We start from the raw sequence: 21028 nt of genomic DNA on the forward strand, positions 1-21028 counted from the left end.
GCCGCCTTTCGAAAGCCTTCACCATCTTGTCCTCAGGTGGTCGGCCAAGGAGCGTGGCGTCCGGTCGGTCACGTTCCTCACAGCGTCAGGTCTCACACCGTCGAGCATGTCCGCGAGCGCCGCTCCCCGCGTCTTCACGATTCCCCCCGGCACCCCGTTCCTGCCGACGCTGGCGGACGCCCTCGTCTCGGGCCGCCTCGTCGGCGAGGTCGGCCACGATCCGTTCGCGCTGGCCTCCGTCACGCTCTACCTGCCGACGCAGCGCGCGGTGCGGGCGCTCTCGACCGTTCTCGCCCAGCGGCTCGGCGGGGCGGCCCTGCTGCCGCGGATGATCCCGCTGGGCGAAGCCGACGAGGCGGAACTCGACCTCTCTTCGAACACGCTCCTCGAGACGCCGGAGGATCTGCTCTATCCCTCGATCCCCGCCCTGGAGCGTCGGCTGATCCTGGCGCGCCTCGTCCAGAAATGGGCGGAGACGGTGGACCGCGAGCTCCTGCCCATCGACGACGAGGTGCCCTTCCTCGTGCCCTCCTCCCCCGCCGACGCGGTGGCGCTCGCCGCCGACCTCGAAGGGCTGATGGACGCGCTCACCGTCGAGGGCCTGCCCTGGAGCGAGATCGCCTCCGCCGTGGAGGCCGAGCACTCGCGCTATTTCCGCCTCACCCTCGACTTCCTGCGGATCGCCGCCGAGCACTGGCCCGACATCCTCGCCGCGCGTTCGCTCGCCGACCCCGCCGCCCGCGCCCGCCGCCTCGTGCTCGCCGAGGCCGCCCGGCTCGACCGCGACCGGCCGGACGATCCGGTGATCGTCGCCGGCTCCACCGGCTCGGTGCCCGCCACCGCCCGGCTGATCGCGGCGGTGGCCCGCCTGCCCCGCGGCGCCGTGGTGCTGCCGGGGCTAGACCTGCATCTCGACGAAGAGGGCTGGGAGGCGATCGACGGCGCCGGCGGCACGCGGGACGAGATCGCGCACGGCCACCCGCAGGCAATCCTGCGGGCGCTGATCGGACCGAGGGGTCTCGCCGCCGGCCGGGCGGAGGTCGGGACCCTCGGCGATCCCTCGCCCGAGGCGCTGTCGCGGGAGAGGCTGCTGTCCCAGGCCCTGCGCCCGGCCGAGACCACCGACCTCTGGGCCCGCCTCGACGCGGCCGAGCGGCTGGCTCTGGCGCGCGGCGGCATGGCCGGCCTCGCCGTGGTCGAGGCGGCGGACGAGCGCGAGGAGGCGCTGGTCGCCGCGCTGGCGCTGCGCGAGACCCTGGAAACCCCCGGCGCCACCGCCGCCCTCGTCACCCCCGATCGGGGGCTGGCGCTCCGCGTCTCCGCCGAGCTCGCCCGCTGGGGCATCGCGGCGGAGGATTCGGCGGGCCTGAGTCTCGCCCGTTCGCAGGCGGGCCGCTTCGCCCGCCTCGTGGCCGAACTCGCCGCCGAGGTGGCGCCGGCCCGCGTCATCGCGCTGCTCGCCCACCCCTTCGTCCGGCTGGGGCTGAGCCGCAGCGAGGTGGTGCGCGCCGCCGCCGCCCTGGAGATCGGCGGCCTGCGCGGCCCGGCGCCGATTCCGAAGAACAGCTTCGACGGCATGCGCGCCGCCGTGGCGCTCCAGCGCAACGCCACCGAGCGGGTGCCGCGGGCGAAGCGGCGCCTGAAGGCGATCGACTGGGATCTCGCCGAGAACATCCTCGACCGGCTGGAGATCGCGCTGGACCGCTTCCGCACCGACCTCCAGCCGGCCATCGGCAATCTCGTGGCGCTCGCCGCCCTCCACCGCGAGGCCTGCGAGCGGATGATGGGCGGGGCGGAGGATGAGGCCGAGGCCGTCGACGACCCCTCCCTCGACACCCTCGACGGGCTGTTCGACGATCTCGAATCGGCCGAGCAGGAGGCGCTGCCGGGCCGCTTCTCCGATTACGCCGCCTTCTTCACCGCGCTCGCCCGCGACCGCACGGTGGCCTGCGCCCAGCGGAGCGCGCATCCGCGCCTGCGCATCCTCGGGCCGCTCGAAGCGCGCCTGCTCTCCGTCGACCGCATCGTGCTCGGCGGGCTCGACGAGGCGGTCTGGCCGGTGCGCCAGACGACCGACGCCTTCCTCAACCGGCCGATGCGCGGACAGGTCGGCCTGAGCCCGCCGGAGCGCCGGATCGGCCAGGCCGCCCACGACTTCGTGCAGGGGCTCGGCACCCACGACGCGGTGGTGACCCGCGCGGCCAAGCGCGAGGGCTCGCCGACCGTGCCCTCGCGCTTCCTCCAGCGCCTGCGCGCCTTCGGCGGCGACGCGGTCTGGGCCGATGCCATCGCCCGCGGCCAGCGCCTGCGCGGGCTCGCCGCGATCCTCGACCGCGGCCGGGAGGCGCCGCCGCCGCGCCTGACCCGGCCGGCGCCGCGGCCCGATCCCGACCTGTTTCCGTCCCGCCTCAGCGTCACCGAGATCGAGACGCTGGTGCGCGACCCCTACTCGATCTTCGCCCGGCACATTCTGGGATTGGAGGCGCTGGAGCCGATGGCGGTGGTGCCGGGCGCGGCCGAGCGCGGCAGCCTGATCCACAAGATCCTCGGCGATTTTTCCGCAGCCCATCCCGGCCCGCTGCCGGCGGACGCGGAAACCCTGCTCTACGCCATCGCCCTCGACGCCTTCGGCCCGCTCCAGGACCAGTATCCGGAACTCTACGCCGAGTGGTTCCCCCGCTACGAGCGGATGGCGGTGGCCTTCCTCGAATGGGAGGCGAGCCAGCGCCAGGGCCTGCGCGCGATCCACGCCGAGCGCTCCGGCAAGCTGACGATCCCGCTCGGCGAAAAGACCTTCACCCTCTCGGCCCGCGCCGACCGCATCGAGGCCCGCGCCGACGGCGGCTACTGCATCGTCGACTTCAAGACCGGCACTCCGCCGAGCAACCGCACGGTCTTCGCCGGCTTCTCGCCCCAGCTCACCCTGGAGGCGGCGATGCTGATGCACGGCGCCTTCGAGGGGTTGAAGGCGGCCTCGCCCCCGGATCTCCTCTACGTCCACGCCTCGGGCGGGCGCGAGCCGTTCCGGCCGATCCCGGTCAAGGCGCCGCCGGGCGACGCGCGGGCGGTGGCGGCCATCGTCGAGGAGCATCTGGAGCGCCTGCGCGGACTCATCGCCCGCTACATGACCGGCGAGGCCGCCTATCCCTCGCGCCCCTATCCGCAATACGTGCGCGCCTACAACGAGTACGATCATCTCGCCCGCGTGCTCGAATGGTCGCTGGCGGGCGAAGGAGAGGCCGCGTGAACGCCCCGCTGACCGGCTTCACCGTCGATGACCTCACCAAGGCGGCCCAGCGCCGGGCGGCCGACCCGCGCCTCTCGGCCTGGGTCTCGGCCAATGCCGGGGCGGGCAAGACCAAGGTGCTCACCGACCGGGTGCTGCGTCTGCTCCTCGATGGGGCGCCGCCCGGCCGCATCCTCTGCCTCACCTTTACCAAGGCGGCGGCCGCCAACATGTCGATCCGCGTGTTCCAGCGCCTCGGCCGCTGGGTGACGCTGGACGACGCGGCGCTGACCGCCGAGCTGATCGAACTCACCGGCGAGCGGCCCGCCCGCGACAACCTGCGGCTCGCCCGCCGCCTGTTCGCCCGCGCCGTCGAGACGCCGGGGGGGCTCAAGATCGAGACCCTGCACGCGCTCTGCGAGCGGCTGCTGCACATGTTTCCGTTCGAGGCCAACGTGCCGGCCCGCTTCGTCGTGCTCGACGACAATCAGTCGCGCGCGGCCTTCGAGATCGAGACCGACAACGTGCTGGCCGACGCGATCCTCGGCGGCGATCAGGCGCTCTCCGAGGCGCTCGCCGTCGTCGGCGCGGAAGCCTCCGGCGACACCCTGCGCGAGGCGATCCGCGCCGCCATGCGCACCCGCGCCCTGTTCTCCGACCACCGCGCCCTGGAGCCGGCCCTCGCCCGCCTGCCCCGCGCCCTCGCGCTTCCCGACGGCGCCAGCGTCGAGACCATCGAGAGGGAGATTCTGGAAGGCAGCACGCTGGGCGACTGGCGCGCGGTCGCGGGCCGGCTGCGCACCGGCAAGGCGACCGACGAGAAGCTCGCCGACGCGCTCGTCGAGGCGGACGCCGCCAGGGATACGCCGAAGGCGCTCGGCCCCTACCGCTCGGTCTTCTTCACCGACAAGGACGAGCCGCGCGCGGCGAAGTCGTTCGGCACCAAGGCGGTGCCGGAGGAGGTGAAGCAGGCGCTCCTCGACGAGCAGGCCCGGCTGATCCCGCTGTTCGATGCCCTTCGCGCCGCGCGCGCGCTTGCCCGGACGCAGGGGCTGTTTCGGCTGGCCGCCGAGATCCACCGCCGGGTCGAGGCGCAGAAGACCCGGCTCGGCGCCCTCGATTTCGACGACCTGATCCACAAGACCCTCGACCTGCTCTCGCGGGTCGGCGCCTCCTGGGTCCTGTACAAGCTCGACCGCGGCGTCGACCACGTCCTCGTCGACGAGGCGCAGGACACCAACCCGCAGCAATGGGAGATCCTGCGCACCCTCACCGCCGAGTTCGCGGCGGGCGAAGGCGCCCGCGGCCTCACCCGCACCCGCTTCGCCGTGGGCGACCCCAAGCAGTCGATCTACAGCTTCCAGGGCGCCGACCCGCGGGAATTCGAGCTGACCCGCCGCGCCTGGGAGCGGGCGGCGAAGGGCGCGGAACTCGACTTCGCCGATGTCAGCCTGAGGCTGTCCTTCCGCACCGCGAGCCACGTCCTCGCCGCGGTCGATGCGGTGTTCCGCGTGCCGGAGCACTTCGCCGGCCTGTCCTTCGATGCGGGGGCGTCGGGCACCGTCCACGCCTCCGCCCGGGCAGGCGTCCCCGGCGCGGTCGAGCTGTGGGGGATCGAGGAACCCGCCGAGGCCGAGGAACCCGATGCCTGGGCCGCGCCCGTCGATGCGCCCGAGCCCAACGCCCCGGCCATCGTCACCGCCCGCCGCATCGCCCGCGCGGTGAAGGCCTGGACGACCCGGGGCGACGCCTGCGGCCGGATCTGGCGGCCGGGGGACGTGCTGATCCTCGTGCGAAAGCGCTCGGCGGCCTTCGAGGAGGTGATCCGCGCGCTCAAAGGTCTCGGCGTGCCGGTGGCGGGCCAGGACCGGCTGGAGGTTGCCGGCCATATCGCCGTGCTCGACCTCGTCGCGGTCGGCCGCGCCGGCCTGCTCCCTGCCGACGACCTGACGCTGGCCACCGCCCTCAAGACGCCGCTGGTCGGGCTCACCGACGACGATCTCACCCGCATCGCTGCCCGTCGCCCCTTCTCCGAGACGCTGGAGGACGCGCTGACCCGCCATGCGGAGGTCGGCGATACCGCGGCGATCCGCGGCCTCGCGGCGCTGCGGCTCTGGATCCGGCTCGCGGCGGAGAACGGTCCGTTCGGCTTCTACGCCGCCCTGCTCGGCGCCCATGGCGGGCGCAGCCGGCTGGTGGCGCGGCTCGGTGGCGAGGCAGGCGATGCCATCGACGTGTTTCTCGCCAAGGCCGCGGAGGCCGAGACCGGGGGCGACGCGCCCTGCCTCGACGCCTTCCTCGCCGATTACGTGGTGCGGCCCGGCCGGGGAAAAAGTGGCCTCTCGGTCAAGCGCGACCTCGAGGCCGGCCGCGACGAGGTGCGGGTGATGACCGTGCACGGCGCCAAGGGCCTGGAGGCGCCGGTGGTCGTGGTCATCGACGGCTGCGAACCGCTCGGCCGCAACGACCCGCCGCTGCTCGGCCTCGACCCCGCCGCCGACGGCCCGCTGCCGCCGGTCTGGACCGGGGGACGCACCCAGGACTGTGCGGCGACGCTCGCCGCCCGCTCCGCCCTCCAGGCGCGGGCGCGGGAGGAGCACAACCGCCTACTCTACGTCGCCATGACCCGGGCCGCCGATCACCTCGTCATCGCCCCCTATCGCGGCGCGACCCGGGAGACGTCGGCCTCGTGGTGCGAGATGGTCCGCATCGGCCTGGAACGGGGGCTGGGGCCTGGCGAGGCGATCGAGACCGAGCACGGGCCGATCACGCTCTGGCGCGACGGCTCGGCCGCCTCGCTCGCCGCGGCGGCGGAGACCCTGGCCCTGCCGGACCCCGAGACGGTGCCGGATTGGCTGTTCTCGAACGCCGCGCCGGAGGTTGAGGCCGCGCCACCCCTGAGCCCCTCGGGCGCGCTTGGCGCCGCGGACGGGCAGCGCCAGCCGCAGCGTCGGCTGGGAGATGCCGAGGCGCGCCGCCGCGGCGCCCTGGTCCACGCCCTCCTCGAACACCTGCCGCGGATCGAACCGGCCCGCCGCGCCGAGGCCGCCGACCGCTTCACCCGCGCCCGAGCGCCGGCCCTGGACGAGGGCAAGCGCAGGGATCTCGTGCGCTCGGTACTGCGGCTGATCGAGGCGCCGGACCTCGCGCCGCTGTTCTCGGGCCAGGCGCGGGCCGAGGTGGCACTCTCGGGGCGGATCGTGGTGGACGGCGTGGAGCGCGACGTCACCGGCCGGATCGATCGCCTCGTGGTGGAAGACGGCCGGGTGATCCTGTGCGACTTCAAGACCGGCCGACCACCCGCGGAGGGCGCCCCGCTCCCCGAGCGCGAGGCGGCGCAAGTCGCCCTCTACGCCCGACTCGCCGCCGCGATCTGGCCGGACCACGCGATCACCGCCCTGCTGGTCTGGACCTCGGGGCCGGTGGTGCGGCGGGTGGGACTTGCAAATGGCAATCCGAGACCAGCTTGACGTTCCAGTCCGATCAAAGTTTTGAAAACACTTCAGGACTTAACAGGCGGATTGATTCGTCGTTTTCTTGTTTCTTGCAATCCAATGATCTGCTGTGCCTCGGATTCGGATCGTGTAGTAGGATTTTTGCGCTTTGGAAACTATAGTAGCAATATAAGCCGCCTGCTGTGAGTAAGACGAGTTCCAGGGTTGCGGCGAGCGCGCTTAGTACTATTGTTTTTGACATGACGAAGGCGAGTTGAAGAATAATAAAAGATCCATATATTACAAAAATAGATAAAATGCGCTCGTCGACTTTGGCATCAAATCTGGAATTGTATTCCTCAAATCGGGGGAACACTCCTCCAACGAAGACCATAAAGAAAGCTCGGCTCTCCACAGACAGGCCATCGAAGAATTCGCGTGGGAGACTTGCGATTGCTGCCCAGAATCTATTGAGGATTAATTGTTGATACGTAAATAAGATGAAAGACAGAACGGGAAATACGAATAAAAATGCGAAGAAGCTGACATGTCCTAATTGTGCTGGAAGTTTTAATTGCGAGTCCAATTTTCCATCCAATAACGCGAGTATGCCGTACGCATTTACCACATTAGTGGAAACAATAACGGCCCAGAAAGACTTTGCGGCATCATTGACGAGATTTGTCGCTTCATACTTCTGCAAACTTGTCGGAAGGCGCGCGCCGCCTTGTAGCGAGCCTGCGATACCGTCTTGTCCCAGATTCCAAACGCTCTCCATGAGAGGGCCGCGAAAGTTTGCGCCGAGAAGGCAGGCTTTCGACAGGTTCGTCGCGTCCGATGGGTGTTTCTGACTGAGAGACTGACGCCAGTTGAGATTGTCATCGTCGGAAATCGTGTCGGTATCGAAATCCGCCTCCTCGAAGTTCGCCTCCGTCAGGTGACATCCCGACATCTCGGCGCCTTTCAACGTTCCTCGCCAGAAATTTGCTCTTCGTCCTACGATCCCTATAAGAGACGTTCTGCAAAGCTTGGCGCCTGCGAAATCCGTTCCATCGACGTGCGCAAAATCGAGCGTTGCACCGCGTAGATCGGCGTCTCTGAATCCAGTGTCCGTCAGGTTAGCCGATCTGAAATCGGCAAGACGCAGATCGCAACCATTGAAATTTTGCTTCTTCAGATCGCACTCAGCGAAGCAAATTTTCTTTCCGAGCTTACCCTCGGATGCTAGAAATAGCACATGGTCTGCAAGAGTCTTCTTCAAATCCTCAGAACGCGGAAGAAACTTATCGGCTGATTGAGTCCTCATCGCCAAAATCTCAGTCGCAATCAGATTTTGTGATTTTATTGGCTTGACGGAAACACTGCTAAAATACAAGGTGGAGAGTAATCAAATAAAATTTATAATAGAATTAAGGTCGTGCTGGCAAGTACACGATCCTGAACACGGAAGTGTCGATCGCAAATTGGAGGCTGATCGGCGAAGGCGTGGCGGAGATCCGGCTGGCTCGAAAAGCTGGCCGGGATCTCTCTCGGATTGAGTTCAGCTGCTCTTCTTCGGCGTCAGCTTGACGATCTGCCCGTCATCCTCGGTTACTGCATAGACGGCGCCGTCGGGACCGACCCGCACGTCGCGGACGCGGTGCTCCAGAGGAATCCGCTCCTCGGTGACGACTTTGTCACCGTCGAGCTTGAGCAGGACGAGCCCGGTGCTGACGAGGCCGCCGATGAGGAACTGGTTCTTCCAGGCCGGAAAAAGATCCTTGTCGTAGAGCGCCATGCCCGAGGGGCCGATCACCGGATCCCAGTAATAGACCGGTTGCACTGTGCCGCCGGCCTGGGTCTGGCCGTCGCCGATCTTCTCGCCGGAATACTCGATGCCGTAGGTCACCACCGGCCAGCCGTAATTGAGGCCGGGGCGCGGGCGGTTCAGCTCGTCGCCGCCGCGGGGGCCGTGCTCCACGGTCCAGAGCCGGCCCTGGCCGTCGAGGGCGGCGGCCTGGACGTTGCGGTGGCCGTAGGACCAGATCTCGGGCTTGGCCTTCTCGCCGCCGGTGAAGGGGTTGTCCTTCGGCGCGTTGCCGTCGGTGTCGATGCGGAACACCTTGCCCAGCCCGCTGGTGAGATCCTGAGCCTGCCCGCGGGTCTGCTTGTCGGAGCGCTCGCCCACCGTGACGAACAGCTTGCCGTCCGGCGCGAAGACGAGGCGCGAGCCGAAATGCTTGTCGCCGTCATAGGTCGGCATCTGGCGGAAGATGACCTTGACGTCGTCGAGCCGGGCCTTGCCGTCGCTCTCGACCAGCTTGGCCTTGGCTACCGTGGTGCCGTTGCCCTTGTCCCGCGGCTCGCTGTAGCTGAAGTAGATCGTGCGGTCGGAGGCGAAGCTCGGGCTCAGCGCCACGTCGAGCAGACCGCCCTGCCCTTTCGGATCGACCTTCGGCACCCCCGCCACCGGCTGGCCCACCGTGCCGTCCTTGGCGACGAGGCGGATCTTGCCGGCCTTCTCGGTCACGATCATGCGCCCGTCGGGCAGGAACTCCATTGCCCAGGGGCTTTCGAGACCCTTCGCCACGACCGCGGTCTCGACTTCGGTCTTCTGCGCCGGCTCCGGCGCGCGGGTCTGGTTGGGCAGAAGCGGCTTGTACTCGGTGTTCGGGGGCTCCTTCTCGGCGATGGAGGTGCCGGCGCTCGGCGCGGCCGGTGCCTGGAACGACTCGCCCTGGACGCGCGGCGCCCGCGTGTCCTCGCCGCCGCCCTGCCCGGAGGGCTGTTGCGCGAAGGCGGAGGCATCGAGGCCGAGGGCCGCGACGGTGGCGAGCAGAAGGGAAAGTGTGCGCGTCACGTCGATTGATCCTTGTGCGGGTCGCCGATCCTGCCCGCCAAATGGGGCGCGGGCGGCCCATGGCGAGGGTCGCGGCGCCGCAGAGGGCCGAAGGCGGCGGCTTTGCACGAGTATGGGCCGGGGATCGACGCGGGGATTGCGGGGACGAGCGGCGCCGTACCCATGTGGGTTCGGCGCGTCAGACCCGCGGCCGGGGCGCGACGCCTTGACCGGAGGATGGGGCGTCGCCAATTCTCTGCCACCGTGAGGCGCCGAACCCACTCCCCGGTGCCGTCCATGCAGGGGACTTCCCTGTTCCCGCGTGGGACCGCGTGTCGAAAGGACGTACGATGGCGACCGTGAAAGTGACCGATGCGAGCTTCGAGCAGGACGTTCTGCAGTCCGCCGAGCCCGTCGTAGTGGATTTTTGGGCGGAGTGGTGCGGCCCCTGTCGGCAGATCGGCCCGGCGTTGGAGGAGATCTCCGTCGATCTCCAGGGCAAGGTGAAGATCGCCAAGGTCAACGTCGATGAAAACCCCGGCATTGCCTCGACCTACGGCATCCGCTCGATCCCGACGCTGATGATCTTCAAGGACGGCAAGCTCGCCAGCCAGAAGGTCGGCGCTGCCCCCAAGGGCGACCTCTCCCGCTGGATCCAGGCGAGCGCCTGACGCGCTGCCCGATCCGGGCCGCATCCCCCGAGACAGCCCGGCCGCGAGGCCGGGCTTTTTCATGCCCGCCGCCCCGCCCATCGACCGGGCGCTTGCGACGGATCGTGAAACGCAAGAAGCCCGGCCTTGCGGCCGGGCTTCCTGGTTTCGAGACCCTTATCGGAGGTTCGGCTTAGTAGCTGCCGAACTTGTAGTTCAGGCCGGCGCGGATGACGGCGAAGTCGACGTCGCGGCGGGCGGTGTTGTTCAGGATGGTCGAGGGCGAGATCGGGCCGGCCGCGGTCAGCGGGGTGGCGTTGACGATCACGCCGTTGGCGTTGGCGAAGCCGTAGCGGCTGTTGTTGCCGTCGAAGTTCACGTACAGACCTTCGACCTTGAGCGTCACCGCCGAGGAGCGGAAGAAGTTCAGGAACGAGTCGGTCGGGAGCGCGTACTCGACACCACCACCGGCGGCGTAGCCGGTCTTGAAGTCGTCGGTGTCGACGGCGCGGCCGCCACCGAAGCTGCCGTAGGCGAAGCCGCCGGTGCCGTAGAACAGGACGCGGTCGAAGGCGTAACCGATACGGCCGCGGACGGTGCCGAAGAAGTCGAGGCCCTGGAGACCGGTCGGGTTGATCAGGGTCACGCCCGGCTGGATGAAGCCGCCCGGCGTCACCGCGCAGGCAATGCCGCCCGTGCCGCAGCCGCCTGCACGGCCGAAGCGACCGCCGAGGTCAGCGTACTGAGCGTCGGCTTCGATACCGATCACGACACCCGAACCCGGGGTGAACTGATAGTTGTAGCCGATCTGACCACCGCCGACGAAGCCGTCGCTGCGGCCGCCGTTGTCGAAGGCGAAGCCGGCGATCGCGCCGACCGGGCCGCCGACGACGCGACGATCGATCGTGACGACCTGCGTCGGAGCCAGGGAGTCCTCGACGCCGAAGCCGTAACCGGCGTTGAGACCGGCGTAGAAACCGGTCCAGGTGAACACAGGGACGGGCGTGAAGACCGGCGGCGGAGCAGCGCGGCGCGGCAGGTCAGCGGCGGAGGCCGCGGCGGTCAGCGCCGTGAAGGCGGCGAGAGAAGTGAGAAGCTTTTTCATTTTTTGATCCCCAGCAGAAACCCGATCGCCCGCAAGCTAGACCATTTCTCCGGCCCGAGATGTAGCGAGCAGGACACACCCGCCGCGCGACAATCCGGCCGATGGGCGGTTGCAACCTATTCGGACCGATGCCGAAACCAGACTTCGCGCCAAGCCGGGCGAATAGGATGGGCCATGAGCCAAGACGCTGGTCCGCGACGACTGGTCGAGGGGCGGCCTCGAAGGGGTTCCGACCGGATGATTCGGCTCGAAGACGATCCTCCCTCGGCAGAGGCCGGACATGGGCTCGTCGTCCGAAGATGCGGGCCAGTCGATCCCGGCTCACCCGATCGCCGATCGACGGCTTTCCGGCACGAATGTGCTGTTCACGGTCACGGACCGGATGTGCGCGCCGGTCCGGCACCCACTCTCACCGGAGCGGATAGCCTGCCGCGCCTTATCCGCTCGGGCAGCGGATGCGGGGTTCGGCGCATTCCATCGGGCATGCCGAGGGGCGCGGTCCTCACGCGTCGCTCGGGACGGCCGATACGAGTCTCGCTTCGATCGAGCGGATGCCGGCTCAGACCGGGATCGTGCCGTTGGCCTCGAGGACGGCGCCCGCCAGGTAGAGCGAGCCGCAGATCAGGACGCGCGGCGGACGCTCGAAGATGGTGTCCGACAGGCCCGCCACCGCCGCCTCGACGCTCGGGGCGACATCCGCCGAGAGGCCGACGGAACGGGCGATTTCCGCCACTTCCTCGGCGGGCCGCGCGGCCATCTGACCGGTGATCGGCACCGCGACGAGCGAGCGGGCCAGGCCGACGAAGTTCTTCAGGAAGCCTTCGGCGTCCTTGGTGCCGAGCAGCCCGACGACGAGGACCAGCGGCGCATCGCTGCGCTCGCCGAGATCGGCCATCGCCGCGGCGAGGATGCGCCCGCCATCGGCGTTGTGGCCGCCGTCGAGCCACAGCTCGGCGTCCCTCGGCATCCGTTCGGCCAGCGCGCCGCGCACGAGGCGCTGGAGCCGGCCCGGCCAATCGACGTTGCGCAGGCCCGCCTCAAGGGCCGCCGTGCCGATATCGCCGAAGCCCGCCGCGCGCAGCGCCGCGATGGCGGTGCCGGCATTGGTGAGCTGGTGGCGCCCGGCGAGCCGGGGCCGGGGCAGGTCGAACAGATCGGTCTCGTCTTGGTAGACGAGCCGCCCGCTCTCCTCGTGGACGGAGAAATCCTGGTTGCCGACGCGCACCGGCACCGCGCCGACCCGCTCGGCCTGGCGGCAGAGGACCGCGTCGGCCTGGGCGTAGTCCTGGGCGGCGATCACCGCCGGGCAACCGCGCTTGAAGATGCCGGCCTTCTCCATCGCCACCGCCTCGACGGTGTCGCCGAGATATTCGGCGTGATCGCGCCCGATCGGCGTGACGACGGCGCAGGCCGGATGGTCGATCACGTTGGTGGCGTCGACCCGCCCGCCGAGGCCGACTTCGAGCAGCAGCACGTCGGCCGGCGCCTCCGAGAACAGGAGCAGAGCCGCCGCCGTCGTGATCTCGAACACGGTGATCGGATCGCCCTTGTTGGCCGCTTCGCAGCGGGCGAAGGCGTCGGCGAGCCGGTCCTCGGCGACGTAGTGGCCGCCGCCGATGCCGCCCAGACGGATCCGCTCGTGGAAGCGCACGAGGTGGGGCGAGGTGTAGACGTGGGCGGCCAAGCCCCCCGCCTCCAGGATCGCCCGCATGAAGGCGATGGTCGAGCCCTTGCCGTTGGTGCCGGCGACGTGGATCACCGGCGGAAGGCGCCGCTCGGGATGGTTGAGGGCCGCGAGCAGGCGCTCGATGCGCCCGAGCGACAGGTCGATCGTGCGCGGATGCAGGGCGAGGAAGCGCGCCATCAGCGCGTCGGAGGAGTCCATCTCGCGCGAAGACCTTCTGTCGCGGATTGATCTTAGGCCGCGTTGGGCAGGGGTTCGGGGGCAGCCGGCCGGGGAGGCGTACCGGAATCGTGCGTCCGGCGCACATCCATCAGCAGGCCGCAGAGCCGGCTGATCGTCTCCTTGAGCTGGTGCCGGTGCACGACCTGATCGACCATGCCGTGCTCGCGCAGGTATTCGGCCCGCTGGAAGCCGTCCGGCAGCTTCTCCCGGATCGTCTGCTCGATGACGCGCGGGCCGGCAAAGCAGATCAGCGCGCCGGGTTCGGCCAGATGCACGTCGCCGAGCATGGCGTAGGAGGCGGTGACGCCGCCGGTGGTCGGGTTCGTCAGCACCACGATGTAGGGCAGCCGCGCGGCCCTGAGACGGCGAACGGCGACCGTCGTGCGGGGCATCTGCATCAGCGAGAGGATGCCCTCCTGCATCCGCGCCCCGCCGGAGGCGGCGAACAGCACGTAGGGGGTGCGCTTCTCCAGGGCCGTCTCGGCGCCGCGGACGAAGGCCTCGCCGCCGGCCATGCCGAGCGAGCCGGCCATGAAACCGAATTCCTGGGCCGCGATCGTCATCGGCAGGCCGCCGACACGGCCGAAGCCGATCTTGAAGGCATCCGCCATGCCGGTCTTGGTCCGCGCCTCCTTGAGACGGTCGACGTAGCGCTTCTCGTCGCGGAACTTGAGCGGATCGGCCGGAACCTCGGGCAGCGGCACGTCGATCCACGTGCCCTCATCGAACATCATCTTCAGGCGCGCCGTCGCGCTCATCTTGAGATGGTGCTCGGACCCGGGGATGACCCAGTGATTCTGCTCGACTTCCTTATGGAAGACCATCTGGCCGGTATCGGGGCACTTGATCCAGAGGTTCTCCGGCGTCTCGCGCTTGAACAGCGTCTTGATTCGGGGCCGCACGACCTCCGAGATCCAGTTCATCGGCTCGACCATGGCGTCGGATTCCTGTCTGACCGCGTTCTCTTGCCGCGCTGATATCGGATCGCCGCCGCCCCGATGCCAAGGGATCTTGCCGAAGAGACGCTGCGGGTGCGGCGTCCCGCGAGGCGGGCGACGGATTGACGGACGCTCAGGCCTCGGCCGGCACCTTCGTGGTGCTGCGAACGCCCTCGGCCAACTCGCGTACCAGGGCGGCGACCGCCTCCACCGTGCCGCTGCCGGCGCGGTCTCCGGGTTCGAGGCTGCGGGCCAGCGCATCGACGAGGGCCGAGCCGACCACGACGCCGTCGGCGCCGCGGGCGATCGCGGCGGCGTGCGCGCCGGTCTTCACGCCGAAGCCGACGACGACGGGCAGGTCGGTATGCGCCGAGATCCGACCGACGGCCTGAGACACCTTGCCGAAATCGGGGGTCGCGGTGCCGGTCACGCCGGTGATCGACACGTAGTAGACGAAGCCGGCGGTGTTCGCGAGGACGGCCGGCAGGCGCTTGTCGTCGGTCGTCGGGGTCGCGAGCCGGATGAAGGCGAGGCCCTTCTCGCGGGCGGGCAGGCAGAGTTCGTCGTCCTCTTCCGGCGGCAGATCGACCACGATCAGGCCGTCGATGCCGGCCGCCCCCGCATCCTCCAGGAAGCGCGGCACGCCGTAGGTGTGGATCGGGTTGTAGTAGCCCATCAGCACCACCGGCGTCCGGTCGTCGCCCTCGCGGAAGCGGCGCACCAGGGCCAGCGTGCCGCGCAGGTCCTGCCCGGCCTTCAGGGCGCGCAGGCCCGCCGCCTGGATCGCCGGCCCGTCGGCCATCGGATCGGTGAAGGGCAGGCCGAACTCGACGATGTCGGCCCCGGCCTTCGGCAGGGCTTCGAGCACCCTGAGCGAGGTTTCCGGATCGGGATCGCCCGCCATGACGTAGGTGACGAGGGCGGCCCGTCCTTCCGCGCGGCAGCGGGCGAAGGCGGCATCGATGCGGGCGGTCATGGTTCTCGCTCCCGGCGTCACGTCCGGCCTGTGAGGCCCGGGGCACGCTGTCCCCGGAACCGGGCCGCCGCGCAGGGCCCGGCTTCCCCGGCCGATCTTCGGCCGTTTCCGGCCAAGTGGGGGCGCCTACACCATCCGCTCGCGTCCGTGAAGCGCGGGCGCGCCGGGCTTACGCCCCGAGGGCAGGCGGAGCCGCGATGACGCCGTCCAGCCAGTCGCGCAGCAGCAGGTGGGCGATGGCGGTGGCCGGTGGCACGGTCAGGCCCTCCGGGTGATCGCCCGCGATCATCCGCATCACCTCGGCACGCGGGAACCAGCGCGCATCCTCCAACTCGTCCGGATCGGTCCGGATGTCCTCCGTGAGCCCCTCCGCCACGCAGCCGAGCATCAGCGAGGCCGGGAAGGGCCAGGGCTGCGAGGCGTGATAGGTGACCGCGCCGACCGCGACGCCGGTCTCCTCGCGGGTCTCGCGGCGCACCGCGTCCTCGACCGTCTCACCGGGCTCGATGAAGCCGGCGAGGCAGGAATACATCCCCGGCTTGAAGTGCGGGCCGCGCCCGAGCAGGCAGGCATCCCCCCGCCGCACCAGCATGATCGCCACCGGATCGGTGCGGGGGAAGTGATGCAGCCCGCAGGCTCCGCATTCCCGCCGGAAGCCTCCGGCGGCGATGGCGGTCGAACTGCCGCAATTGGCGCAGAAGCGGTGGCGCGCGTGCCACGCCAGAAGCGACTTGGCGGTGGCGAGGAGCCCCTGCTCCTCGCGGGCGACGGCGCCCTCGGCGGCGAGCGTCCGCAGGTCGAGGACGCGGTAACCGGGCGCCGGAAACAGGGGGGCGACCTCCCCCGGGACGGCGCCGGCGAAGACCGGCCGTCCTTCGGCCCGGCCGAGGAAGATTTCCACGGCCCGCTCCCCCGCGCGCGCCGCTTCGTCCGGCCTGAGCAGGGCCGTCCCGGCCTGTTCCGGGTCGGCGCGCAGGATCACCGTCTCGCCCGCCATCAGCACGAGGCGGGCGTCGGGGCCGGCCTCGGCCAGCGCGGGTGCCGGACCGAACTCGGCGGAATGGCGCACGAGACGGCTCGCGGCGTAGGCGAGCGCGTCCCGGCCGGTGGTATCGGGCGAGCCGGTCATGTCGGGCGCCTCACGCGGCCACGAACAGGGCGGCGGCCCGTTCGAGCAGGGCGGCGCGGGCATGCGGCGGATAGGGCTTCCGCTCGCCGACGCCCCAGACCGGTCCGGGCCAGGCGGGGTCCGACTGGAACCGCGCCACGACGTGGATGTGGAGCTGCGACACCACGTTGCCGAGACTGGCCACGTTCACCTTGTCCGGCCGGGCGAGCGCCTGCACCACCCCGACCGCGATACGGATCTCGTCGAAGGCCAGGCTCGCATCCTCCGGCGCGAGGTCGGTGAGCTCGCGCAGATCCGGTCGCCGCGGCACGAGGATCAGCCAGGGGAAGCGCGCGTCGTCCATCAGGAGGACGGAGCAGAGGGCGAGATCGCCCACGGGGTGGGTGTCGGCGGCGAGCCGCGGATCGAGGGAGAAGGCATCGGTCATGCCGGGGATCTAGCGCACCGGCCCGAAAAGTGGTGGCCGGTTTTCGGAGCGGCCGGTGCGGGGCGGAAGACCGGCACCGGCCCGAAATGGGGCGGGCTGGTTTGCCGCTTGCGCGGCGGCTTCGACCGCTCGAAGATCTCCCGCATCGGTTCACGATCAGTTAACCATGTTCGGGCACGCATGAGGCAGCGATCGGGATTCGGCGGGCGGCGGGCCGCGCCGGGATCGCCGTGGATGACGTGATGACGGGCGGCGCGGATGGAAGCGGGCACGCGGTCGTCGCGGTCGTGGCGGCGCGAACCCCGGCCCCGCTCGTCCTCGCCCTGCGCGGGCTGCCCTGCAGCGCCTGCGTCGTCGCGGTCTCCGGCCGCGTCGTCGAGGATCTCGTCGCCGAGGCACCCGGCGTGGTCGTGGTGGAGGCCGAGCCCGAGCGCTTCGACGCACCGGCCCTGATCCGCGCCCTGCGCGAGCAGGACAGCCTCGCGCGCACCCCCGTACTGCTGGTGGCCGGCGGTGACGTGCGGACCCTGCGCCGGATCGGTCGGGAGGCCGGCGCCACCGACGTGCTGTCCAAGCCCTTCGACGCCGCGGAATTGCAGGACCGGCTGGGCGTGCTGATCGAACTCGCCCTGGCGCGTCGGGAGAACGACGATCGCGCGCACGCGATGCGGCGCGACGCCGCCCAGGCGGTGGCCGACGCCACGGCCCGGGAGCGCGAGATCATCCGCCGTCTGATGCTGGCCGCCGAATTTCGCGACGACCAGGCCGGCGACCACCTCACCCGTGTGGCCGGCTGCGTCATCGCCGTGGCCGAGGGCCTCGGCCTGTCGCCCGCGGAGGCCGACGACGTGGCGCTCGCCTCGACCATGCACGACATCGGCAAGATCGGGGTTCCCGACCACATCCTGATGAAGGCCGGCCCGCTCACGTCCGAGGAATGGGAGGAGATGCGCCGGCACGCGCTGCGCGGCTACCACATGCTGCACGACAGCTCCTCGCGCCTGCTTCAGATCGCCGCCGAGATCGCCTTGACCCACCACGAGCGCTGGGACGGCACCGGCTATCCCCGCGGCCTCAAGGGCGAGGAGATTCCCTGTTCCGGCCGGATCGTCGCGGTCGCCGACGTGTTCGACGCGCTGATCTCCGCGAGAAGCTACAAGCCCGCTTGGTCCCTGGAGCGGGCGCGCGCGCACCTGGAGGCGGAATCCGGTCGGCATTTCGATCCGGCCTGCGTCGCCGCCTTCCTCTCGCGGTGGGAGGACATCGTCGCCTTGGTGGAGGAGCGGGCGGCTTAGGAGAGGCCCCCTTCCTCATGCAACCCTCGTGCAAGGCCCCTGCGCGGCGCGGGTAGTGGTCGCGGCCGCCGCTTGGGGCTAGAAGCGGCGCTTGATTCCGATCCGGCCGATCCACTTCGGTCCGAAGGCGCAGCTCCCTTGCCATTTCCGTCCCTGCCCTCCCCCCTCGCCCGGGCGCTCACCGAGCGCAACTATGCCGAGCCGACCCCCGTCCAGCAGGCGGTGCTCGACGCCGCACCGGACCGCGACCTGCTCGTCTCGGCCCAGACCGGCTCGGGCAAGACCGTCGCCTTCGGTCTCGCCATCGCCGGCACGCTGCTCGGGCCCGAGGAGGCTCTGCCGCCACCGGCCGCGCCGCTCGCCCTCGTCATCGCCCCGACCCGCGAACTGGCGCTCCAGGTGCAGCGGGAGCTGACCTGGCTCTACGCGCAGACCGCGGCCCGCGTCGTCCCCTGCGTCGGCGGCATGGATCCGCGCCGCGAGGCCCGTGCGCTGGAAGCGGGTGTCCACATCGTCGTCGGCACGCCGGGGCGCCTGCGCGATCACATGGAGCGCGGCCGCCTCGTCACCGAGGGGCTGCGCGCCGTCGTCCTCGATGAGGCCGACGAGATGCTCGACATGGGCTTTCGCGAGGATCTCGAATTCATCCTGGCGGCGACGCCGCAGGACCGGCGCACGCTGCTGTTCTCGGCGACCCTGCCGAAGGCCATCGTCGCCCTCGCCGAGAGCTACCAGCGCGACGCCCTGCGCCTCGCGGTCGCCGGCGAGACCCGCGGTCACGCCGACATCGTCTACCGTGCGGTGCGGGTGATGCCGCGGGAGGTCGAGCACGCCGTCGTCAACGTGCTGCGCTACGTCGATGCCCCGGTGGCGATCGTGTTCTGCAACACCCGCGACGGGGTGCGCCATCTCCAGGCCTCGCTGACCGAGCGCGGCTTCTCGGCCGTGGCGCTCTCGGGCGAGCTCGGCCAGGGCGAGCGCAATGCCGCGCTCCAGGCCCTGCGCGACGGCCGTGCCCGCGTCTGCGTCGCCACCGATGTCGCCGCCCGCGGCATCGACCTGCCGGGGCTCGACCTCGTCATCCACGCCGACCTGCCGCACGACGCCGAGGTGATGCAGCACCGCTCCGGCCGCACCGGCCGCGCCGGCCGCAAGGGCACGAGCGTCGTGCTGGTGCCCCCCGCCCGGCGGCGGCGCGCCGAGCAGATGTTCGCCATCGCCAAGGTCAGCCCCGACTGGAGCGGCCCGCCGACCGCGGATGAGATCCGCACCCTCGACCGCGAGCGGATGATGTCCGATCCGCTGCTCTCCGAATCCGAGACGGAAGAGGAGCGCGAGTGGGAGCGGGACTGGGCCGAGGCGCTGATGGAGCGCTGCCCGCCCGAGCGCCTCGCCGCCGCCTTCGCCCGGCTCTACCGCTCGCGCATCCCCGTGCCGGAGGAGGTCAGCGACCCGGCCTACGAGACGAGCCGGCGCTCCGACGCCCGCAGCGGCGTGCCGGTCGGTGCCTCGCGGATCGACGAGGACGAGCCGGCGGCGTGGTTCCGCCTCAATCTCGGTCGCCGCGACCGGGTCGAGCCGCGCCGCCTGCTGCCGATGCTGACCCGTCGCGGGCAGATCGGCCGCGGCGATATCGGCGCGATCCGGATCTTCGACAACGAGACCGCCTTCGAGGTGCGTGCCAGCGCCGCGGAGAATTTCGCCGCCGCCTTCGCCCGGCGCGGACCGGCCGATGTGCGCGTCGAGCGGATGCAGGGGGATGGGCCCGCGCCGGCCAAGGCGCCGAAGAGCCCCCGCGCCCAGCGCCACCGCCGCGAGGCGACCAAGGCCGGCCGGGGCGGCTGAGCGTCGCCGTCGGCCGGGTCACGCTCGGGCTTCATCCCAGGGCGGAGGGCGATATCGAATCGATCACCCCGGCCCCGATCGCCGCGGCGATGGCGGCCTGCCGTCATCGCGCGTCGGCGATCTGATCCAGGTCGCGACTTTTCGGACGGGGCGCTCGAGCGGATGCCGGCCCGGCAAGGCCAGGCGCGATGTCCGAGCGAGGCGGGCGTCGCGCCGTTCCGCCGCGGCTACTGGCCCGCGGACTTGCTGCCGAGCAGGCCGTTCACGGCAGCATCCCAGCCTTCGCGGATCTGCCGGCCGCCCGGAATCTTGACGCCGAGCAGTTCGGGCTCGTCCGCCGCATCCGGCGCCGGCTTGGCCGAGGGCGCTTCCGCCGAGGCGGTCTGCGTCGGCCTCGTCTCCGCGGCCCGGTTGCGGCTCGCCGGCACGGCCTTGCGGGCGGCATCGGCTTTCGCGACCTCGGCCTTCGCTTCGGGCTTGCTCTCGCTTTTGGCGATCTCGGACTTCGCCTTCGGCGCGGGCAGCGACACGAACTTGGCGGGCTGCTCCGTCTTGGCCCGAACCGTCTCGCTCCGGCTGGGAGGCAACGGCACCGTAACCTTGGCGGGCGCGAGGGCCGCCGCCGTGCGGGCCGCGGCCGGGACCGTGGGAGTGGGTTCGATCGGAAGGTTTGCCCGGGCAGACGATGGCAAGGGAGCCGCAGTCTGGACCGGAGCCGCAGTCTGGACCGGAGCCGCAGCTTGGACCGGCACGGTGACTTGGGTGGGCGCCGCGGCCTGGACGGGCGCCGTCGCGCGGACCGATGCCGCCGGCGATGGCGGTGTCGGCGACGCGGGTTCGGCGGCCGGGAGGCTCGCTTGGCGCGGCATCGGCAACGATCCGGCGGCGGACGGCGCCAGGGCGGGGACACCGTCCTTCAGGTCGGGCCATTGCGAGGCGACGGGCGCGATCCGGGCCGGCCGGCTCCGGGGATCGGCGAGATCGGAGAAGAACGAGAACGCCCCGACGGCGAAAACGGCCAGGGCTATGCTCCCGCCGGCGGCGCCCGCGACGACGGGCAGCCGGAACCGGGCCTGAGTCCTCGCCTCGGACGGACGGGTTTCGGACGGATGAATCGCCACCGACATGCGGTCGGCCTCTTGCACGTTGTACCCCTGCAACGACACGGCCTCGGCAATGCGGCGGCAAGATGTCCGAGCGGTCTGAACAGAATTCAGGCGCCGTCCATCCACACGAATCTGTCGGAAACTCCGAGGCGGAGAAACCTGGCCGGAAGGCG

14 protein-coding genes are annotated in these 21028 nt (G+C 70.6%); 5 read left to right on the forward strand and 9 right to left on the reverse strand.

Annotation, left to right across the window (positions count from 1 at the left end; all coding sequences use genetic code 11):
• Nucleotides 1–106 precede the first annotated feature (106 nt).
• The gene (gene addB / locus MPPM_RS24145) at nt 107–3247 is read left to right on the forward strand and encodes a double-strand break repair protein AddB (RefSeq protein WP_096487240.1); all 3141 of its coding nucleotides are present in this window, start codon (nt 107–109) and stop codon (nt 3245–3247) included.
• The gene (addA, locus tag MPPM_RS24150) at nt 3244–6696 is read left to right on the forward strand and encodes a double-strand break repair helicase AddA (RefSeq protein ID WP_096487241.1); all 3453 of its coding nucleotides are present in this window, start codon (nt 3244–3246) and stop codon (nt 6694–6696) included. The genes addB and addA overlap by 4 nt, the downstream gene beginning before the upstream one ends.
• 13 nt (nt 6697–6709) lie before the next feature.
• Here the strand turns inward: addA and MPPM_RS24155 are convergent, their stop codons facing one another.
• Together MPPM_RS24155 and MPPM_RS24160 are read right to left on the reverse strand one after the other, a co-directional pair.
• On the reverse strand, nt 6710–7966 hold the full coding sequence (locus MPPM_RS24155) for a pentapeptide repeat-containing protein (protein ID WP_096487242.1): 1257 nt from the start codon (nt 7964–7966) through the stop codon (nt 6710–6712).
• Nucleotides 7967–8200: 234 nt separating this feature from the next.
• Nucleotides 8201–9499, reverse strand: a complete 1299-nt coding sequence (locus tag MPPM_RS24160; RefSeq protein WP_096487243.1) for a PQQ-dependent sugar dehydrogenase — start codon at nt 9497–9499, stop codon at nt 8201–8203.
• A gap of 329 nt (nt 9500–9828) precedes the next feature.
• On the opposite strand from MPPM_RS24160, the gene trxA reads away from it, so the two are divergent.
• A complete protein-coding gene (trxA, locus tag MPPM_RS24170; RefSeq protein WP_012456650.1) occupies nt 9829–10149 on the forward strand; it encodes a thioredoxin in 321 nt (106 codons plus the stop codon).
• A gap of 172 nt (nt 10150–10321) precedes the next feature.
• Here the strand turns inward: trxA and MPPM_RS24175 are convergent, their stop codons facing one another.
• From MPPM_RS24175 to MPPM_RS24200, 6 genes are all read right to left on the reverse strand, one after another.
• Nucleotides 10322–11233, reverse strand: coding sequence for an outer membrane protein (locus tag MPPM_RS24175; protein WP_096487244.1), 912 nt, complete (start codon nt 11231–11233; stop codon nt 10322–10324).
• A gap of 559 nt (nt 11234–11792) precedes the next feature.
• A complete protein-coding gene (locus tag MPPM_RS24180; protein WP_096487245.1) occupies nt 11793–13118 on the reverse strand; it encodes a bifunctional folylpolyglutamate synthase/dihydrofolate synthase in 1326 nt (441 codons plus the stop codon).
• A 32-nt stretch (nt 13119–13150) separates the two neighbouring features.
• Nucleotides 13151–14074 carry an acetyl-CoA carboxylase, carboxyltransferase subunit beta gene (accD, locus tag MPPM_RS24185; protein WP_096487246.1) on the reverse strand — a complete coding sequence of 308 codons (924 nt, stop codon included), beginning with the start codon at nt 14072–14074 and terminating at the stop codon, nt 13151–13153.
• 136 nt (nt 14075–14210) lie between these two features.
• On the reverse strand, nt 14211–15053 hold the full coding sequence (trpA, locus tag MPPM_RS24190) for a tryptophan synthase subunit alpha (RefSeq protein ID WP_096487247.1): 843 nt from the start codon (nt 15051–15053) through the stop codon (nt 14211–14213).
• Nucleotides 15054–15222: 169 nt separating this feature from the next.
• On the reverse strand, nt 15223–16182 hold the full coding sequence (nudC, locus tag MPPM_RS24195; RefSeq protein ID WP_096487248.1) for an NAD(+) diphosphatase: 960 nt from the start codon (nt 16180–16182) through the stop codon (nt 15223–15225).
• A 10-nt stretch (nt 16183–16192) separates the two neighbouring features.
• Nucleotides 16193–16609, reverse strand: a complete 417-nt coding sequence (locus MPPM_RS24200) for an HIT domain-containing protein (RefSeq protein ID WP_096487249.1) — start codon at nt 16607–16609, stop codon at nt 16193–16195.
• Between the two features lie 242 nt (nt 16610–16851).
• Here MPPM_RS24200 and MPPM_RS24205 point away from each other — a divergent pair, with 242 nt between their 5' ends.
• Both MPPM_RS24205 and MPPM_RS24210 read left to right on the forward strand, forming a co-directional pair.
• A complete protein-coding gene (locus MPPM_RS24205; protein ID WP_096487250.1) occupies nt 16852–17904 on the forward strand; it encodes an HD-GYP domain-containing protein in 1053 nt (350 codons plus the stop codon).
• 138 nt (nt 17905–18042) lie between these two features.
• Nucleotides 18043–19749, forward strand: coding sequence for a DEAD/DEAH box helicase (locus MPPM_RS24210; protein ID WP_096487251.1), 1707 nt, complete (start codon nt 18043–18045; stop codon nt 19747–19749).
• A 227-nt stretch (nt 19750–19976) separates the two neighbouring features.
• Here MPPM_RS24210 and MPPM_RS29080 read toward each other — a convergent pair whose 3' ends face one another.
• Nucleotides 19977–20342, reverse strand: coding sequence for an NADH-quinone oxidoreductase subunit E (locus tag MPPM_RS29080; protein ID WP_244573399.1), 366 nt, complete (start codon nt 20340–20342; stop codon nt 19977–19979).
• Nucleotides 20343–21028: the final 686 nt, after the last annotated feature.

Origin of the sequence: Methylorubrum populi (genome assembly GCF_002355515.1) — a bacterium.
Taxonomy (GTDB): Bacteria; Pseudomonadota; Alphaproteobacteria; order Rhizobiales; family Beijerinckiaceae; genus Methylobacterium; species Methylobacterium populi_A.

What these genes read in the sequence shown, in the direction of transcription:
- addB (WP_096487240.1), top strand. Translation starts at nt 107, where the DNA reads ATGTCCGCGAGCGCCGCTCCCCGCGTCTTCACGATTCCCCCCGGCACC.
- MPPM_RS24155 (WP_096487242.1), bottom strand. Translation starts at nt 7,966, where the DNA reads ATGAGGACTCAATCAGCCGATAAGTTTCTTCCGCGTTCTGAGGATTTG.
- trxA (WP_012456650.1), top strand. Translation starts at nt 9,829, where the DNA reads ATGGCGACCGTGAAAGTGACCGATGCGAGCTTCGAGCAGGACGTTCTG.
- MPPM_RS24175 (WP_096487244.1), bottom strand. Translation starts at nt 11,233, where the DNA reads ATGAAAAAGCTTCTCACTTCTCTCGCCGCCTTCACGGCGCTGACCGCC.
- MPPM_RS24180 (WP_096487245.1), bottom strand. Translation starts at nt 13,118, where the DNA reads ATGGACTCCTCCGACGCGCTGATGGCGCGCTTCCTCGCCCTGCATCCG.
- accD (WP_096487246.1), bottom strand. Translation starts at nt 14,074, where the DNA reads ATGGTCGAGCCGATGAACTGGATCTCGGAGGTCGTGCGGCCCCGAATC.
- trpA (WP_096487247.1), bottom strand. Translation starts at nt 15,053, where the DNA reads ATGACCGCCCGCATCGATGCCGCCTTCGCCCGCTGCCGCGCGGAAGGA.
- nudC (WP_096487248.1), bottom strand. Translation starts at nt 16,182, where the DNA reads ATGACCGGCTCGCCCGATACCACCGGCCGGGACGCGCTCGCCTACGCC.
- MPPM_RS24200 (WP_096487249.1), bottom strand. Translation starts at nt 16,609, where the DNA reads ATGACCGATGCCTTCTCCCTCGATCCGCGGCTCGCCGCCGACACCCAC.
- MPPM_RS24205 (WP_096487250.1), top strand. Translation starts at nt 16,852, where the DNA reads ATGACGGGCGGCGCGGATGGAAGCGGGCACGCGGTCGTCGCGGTCGTG.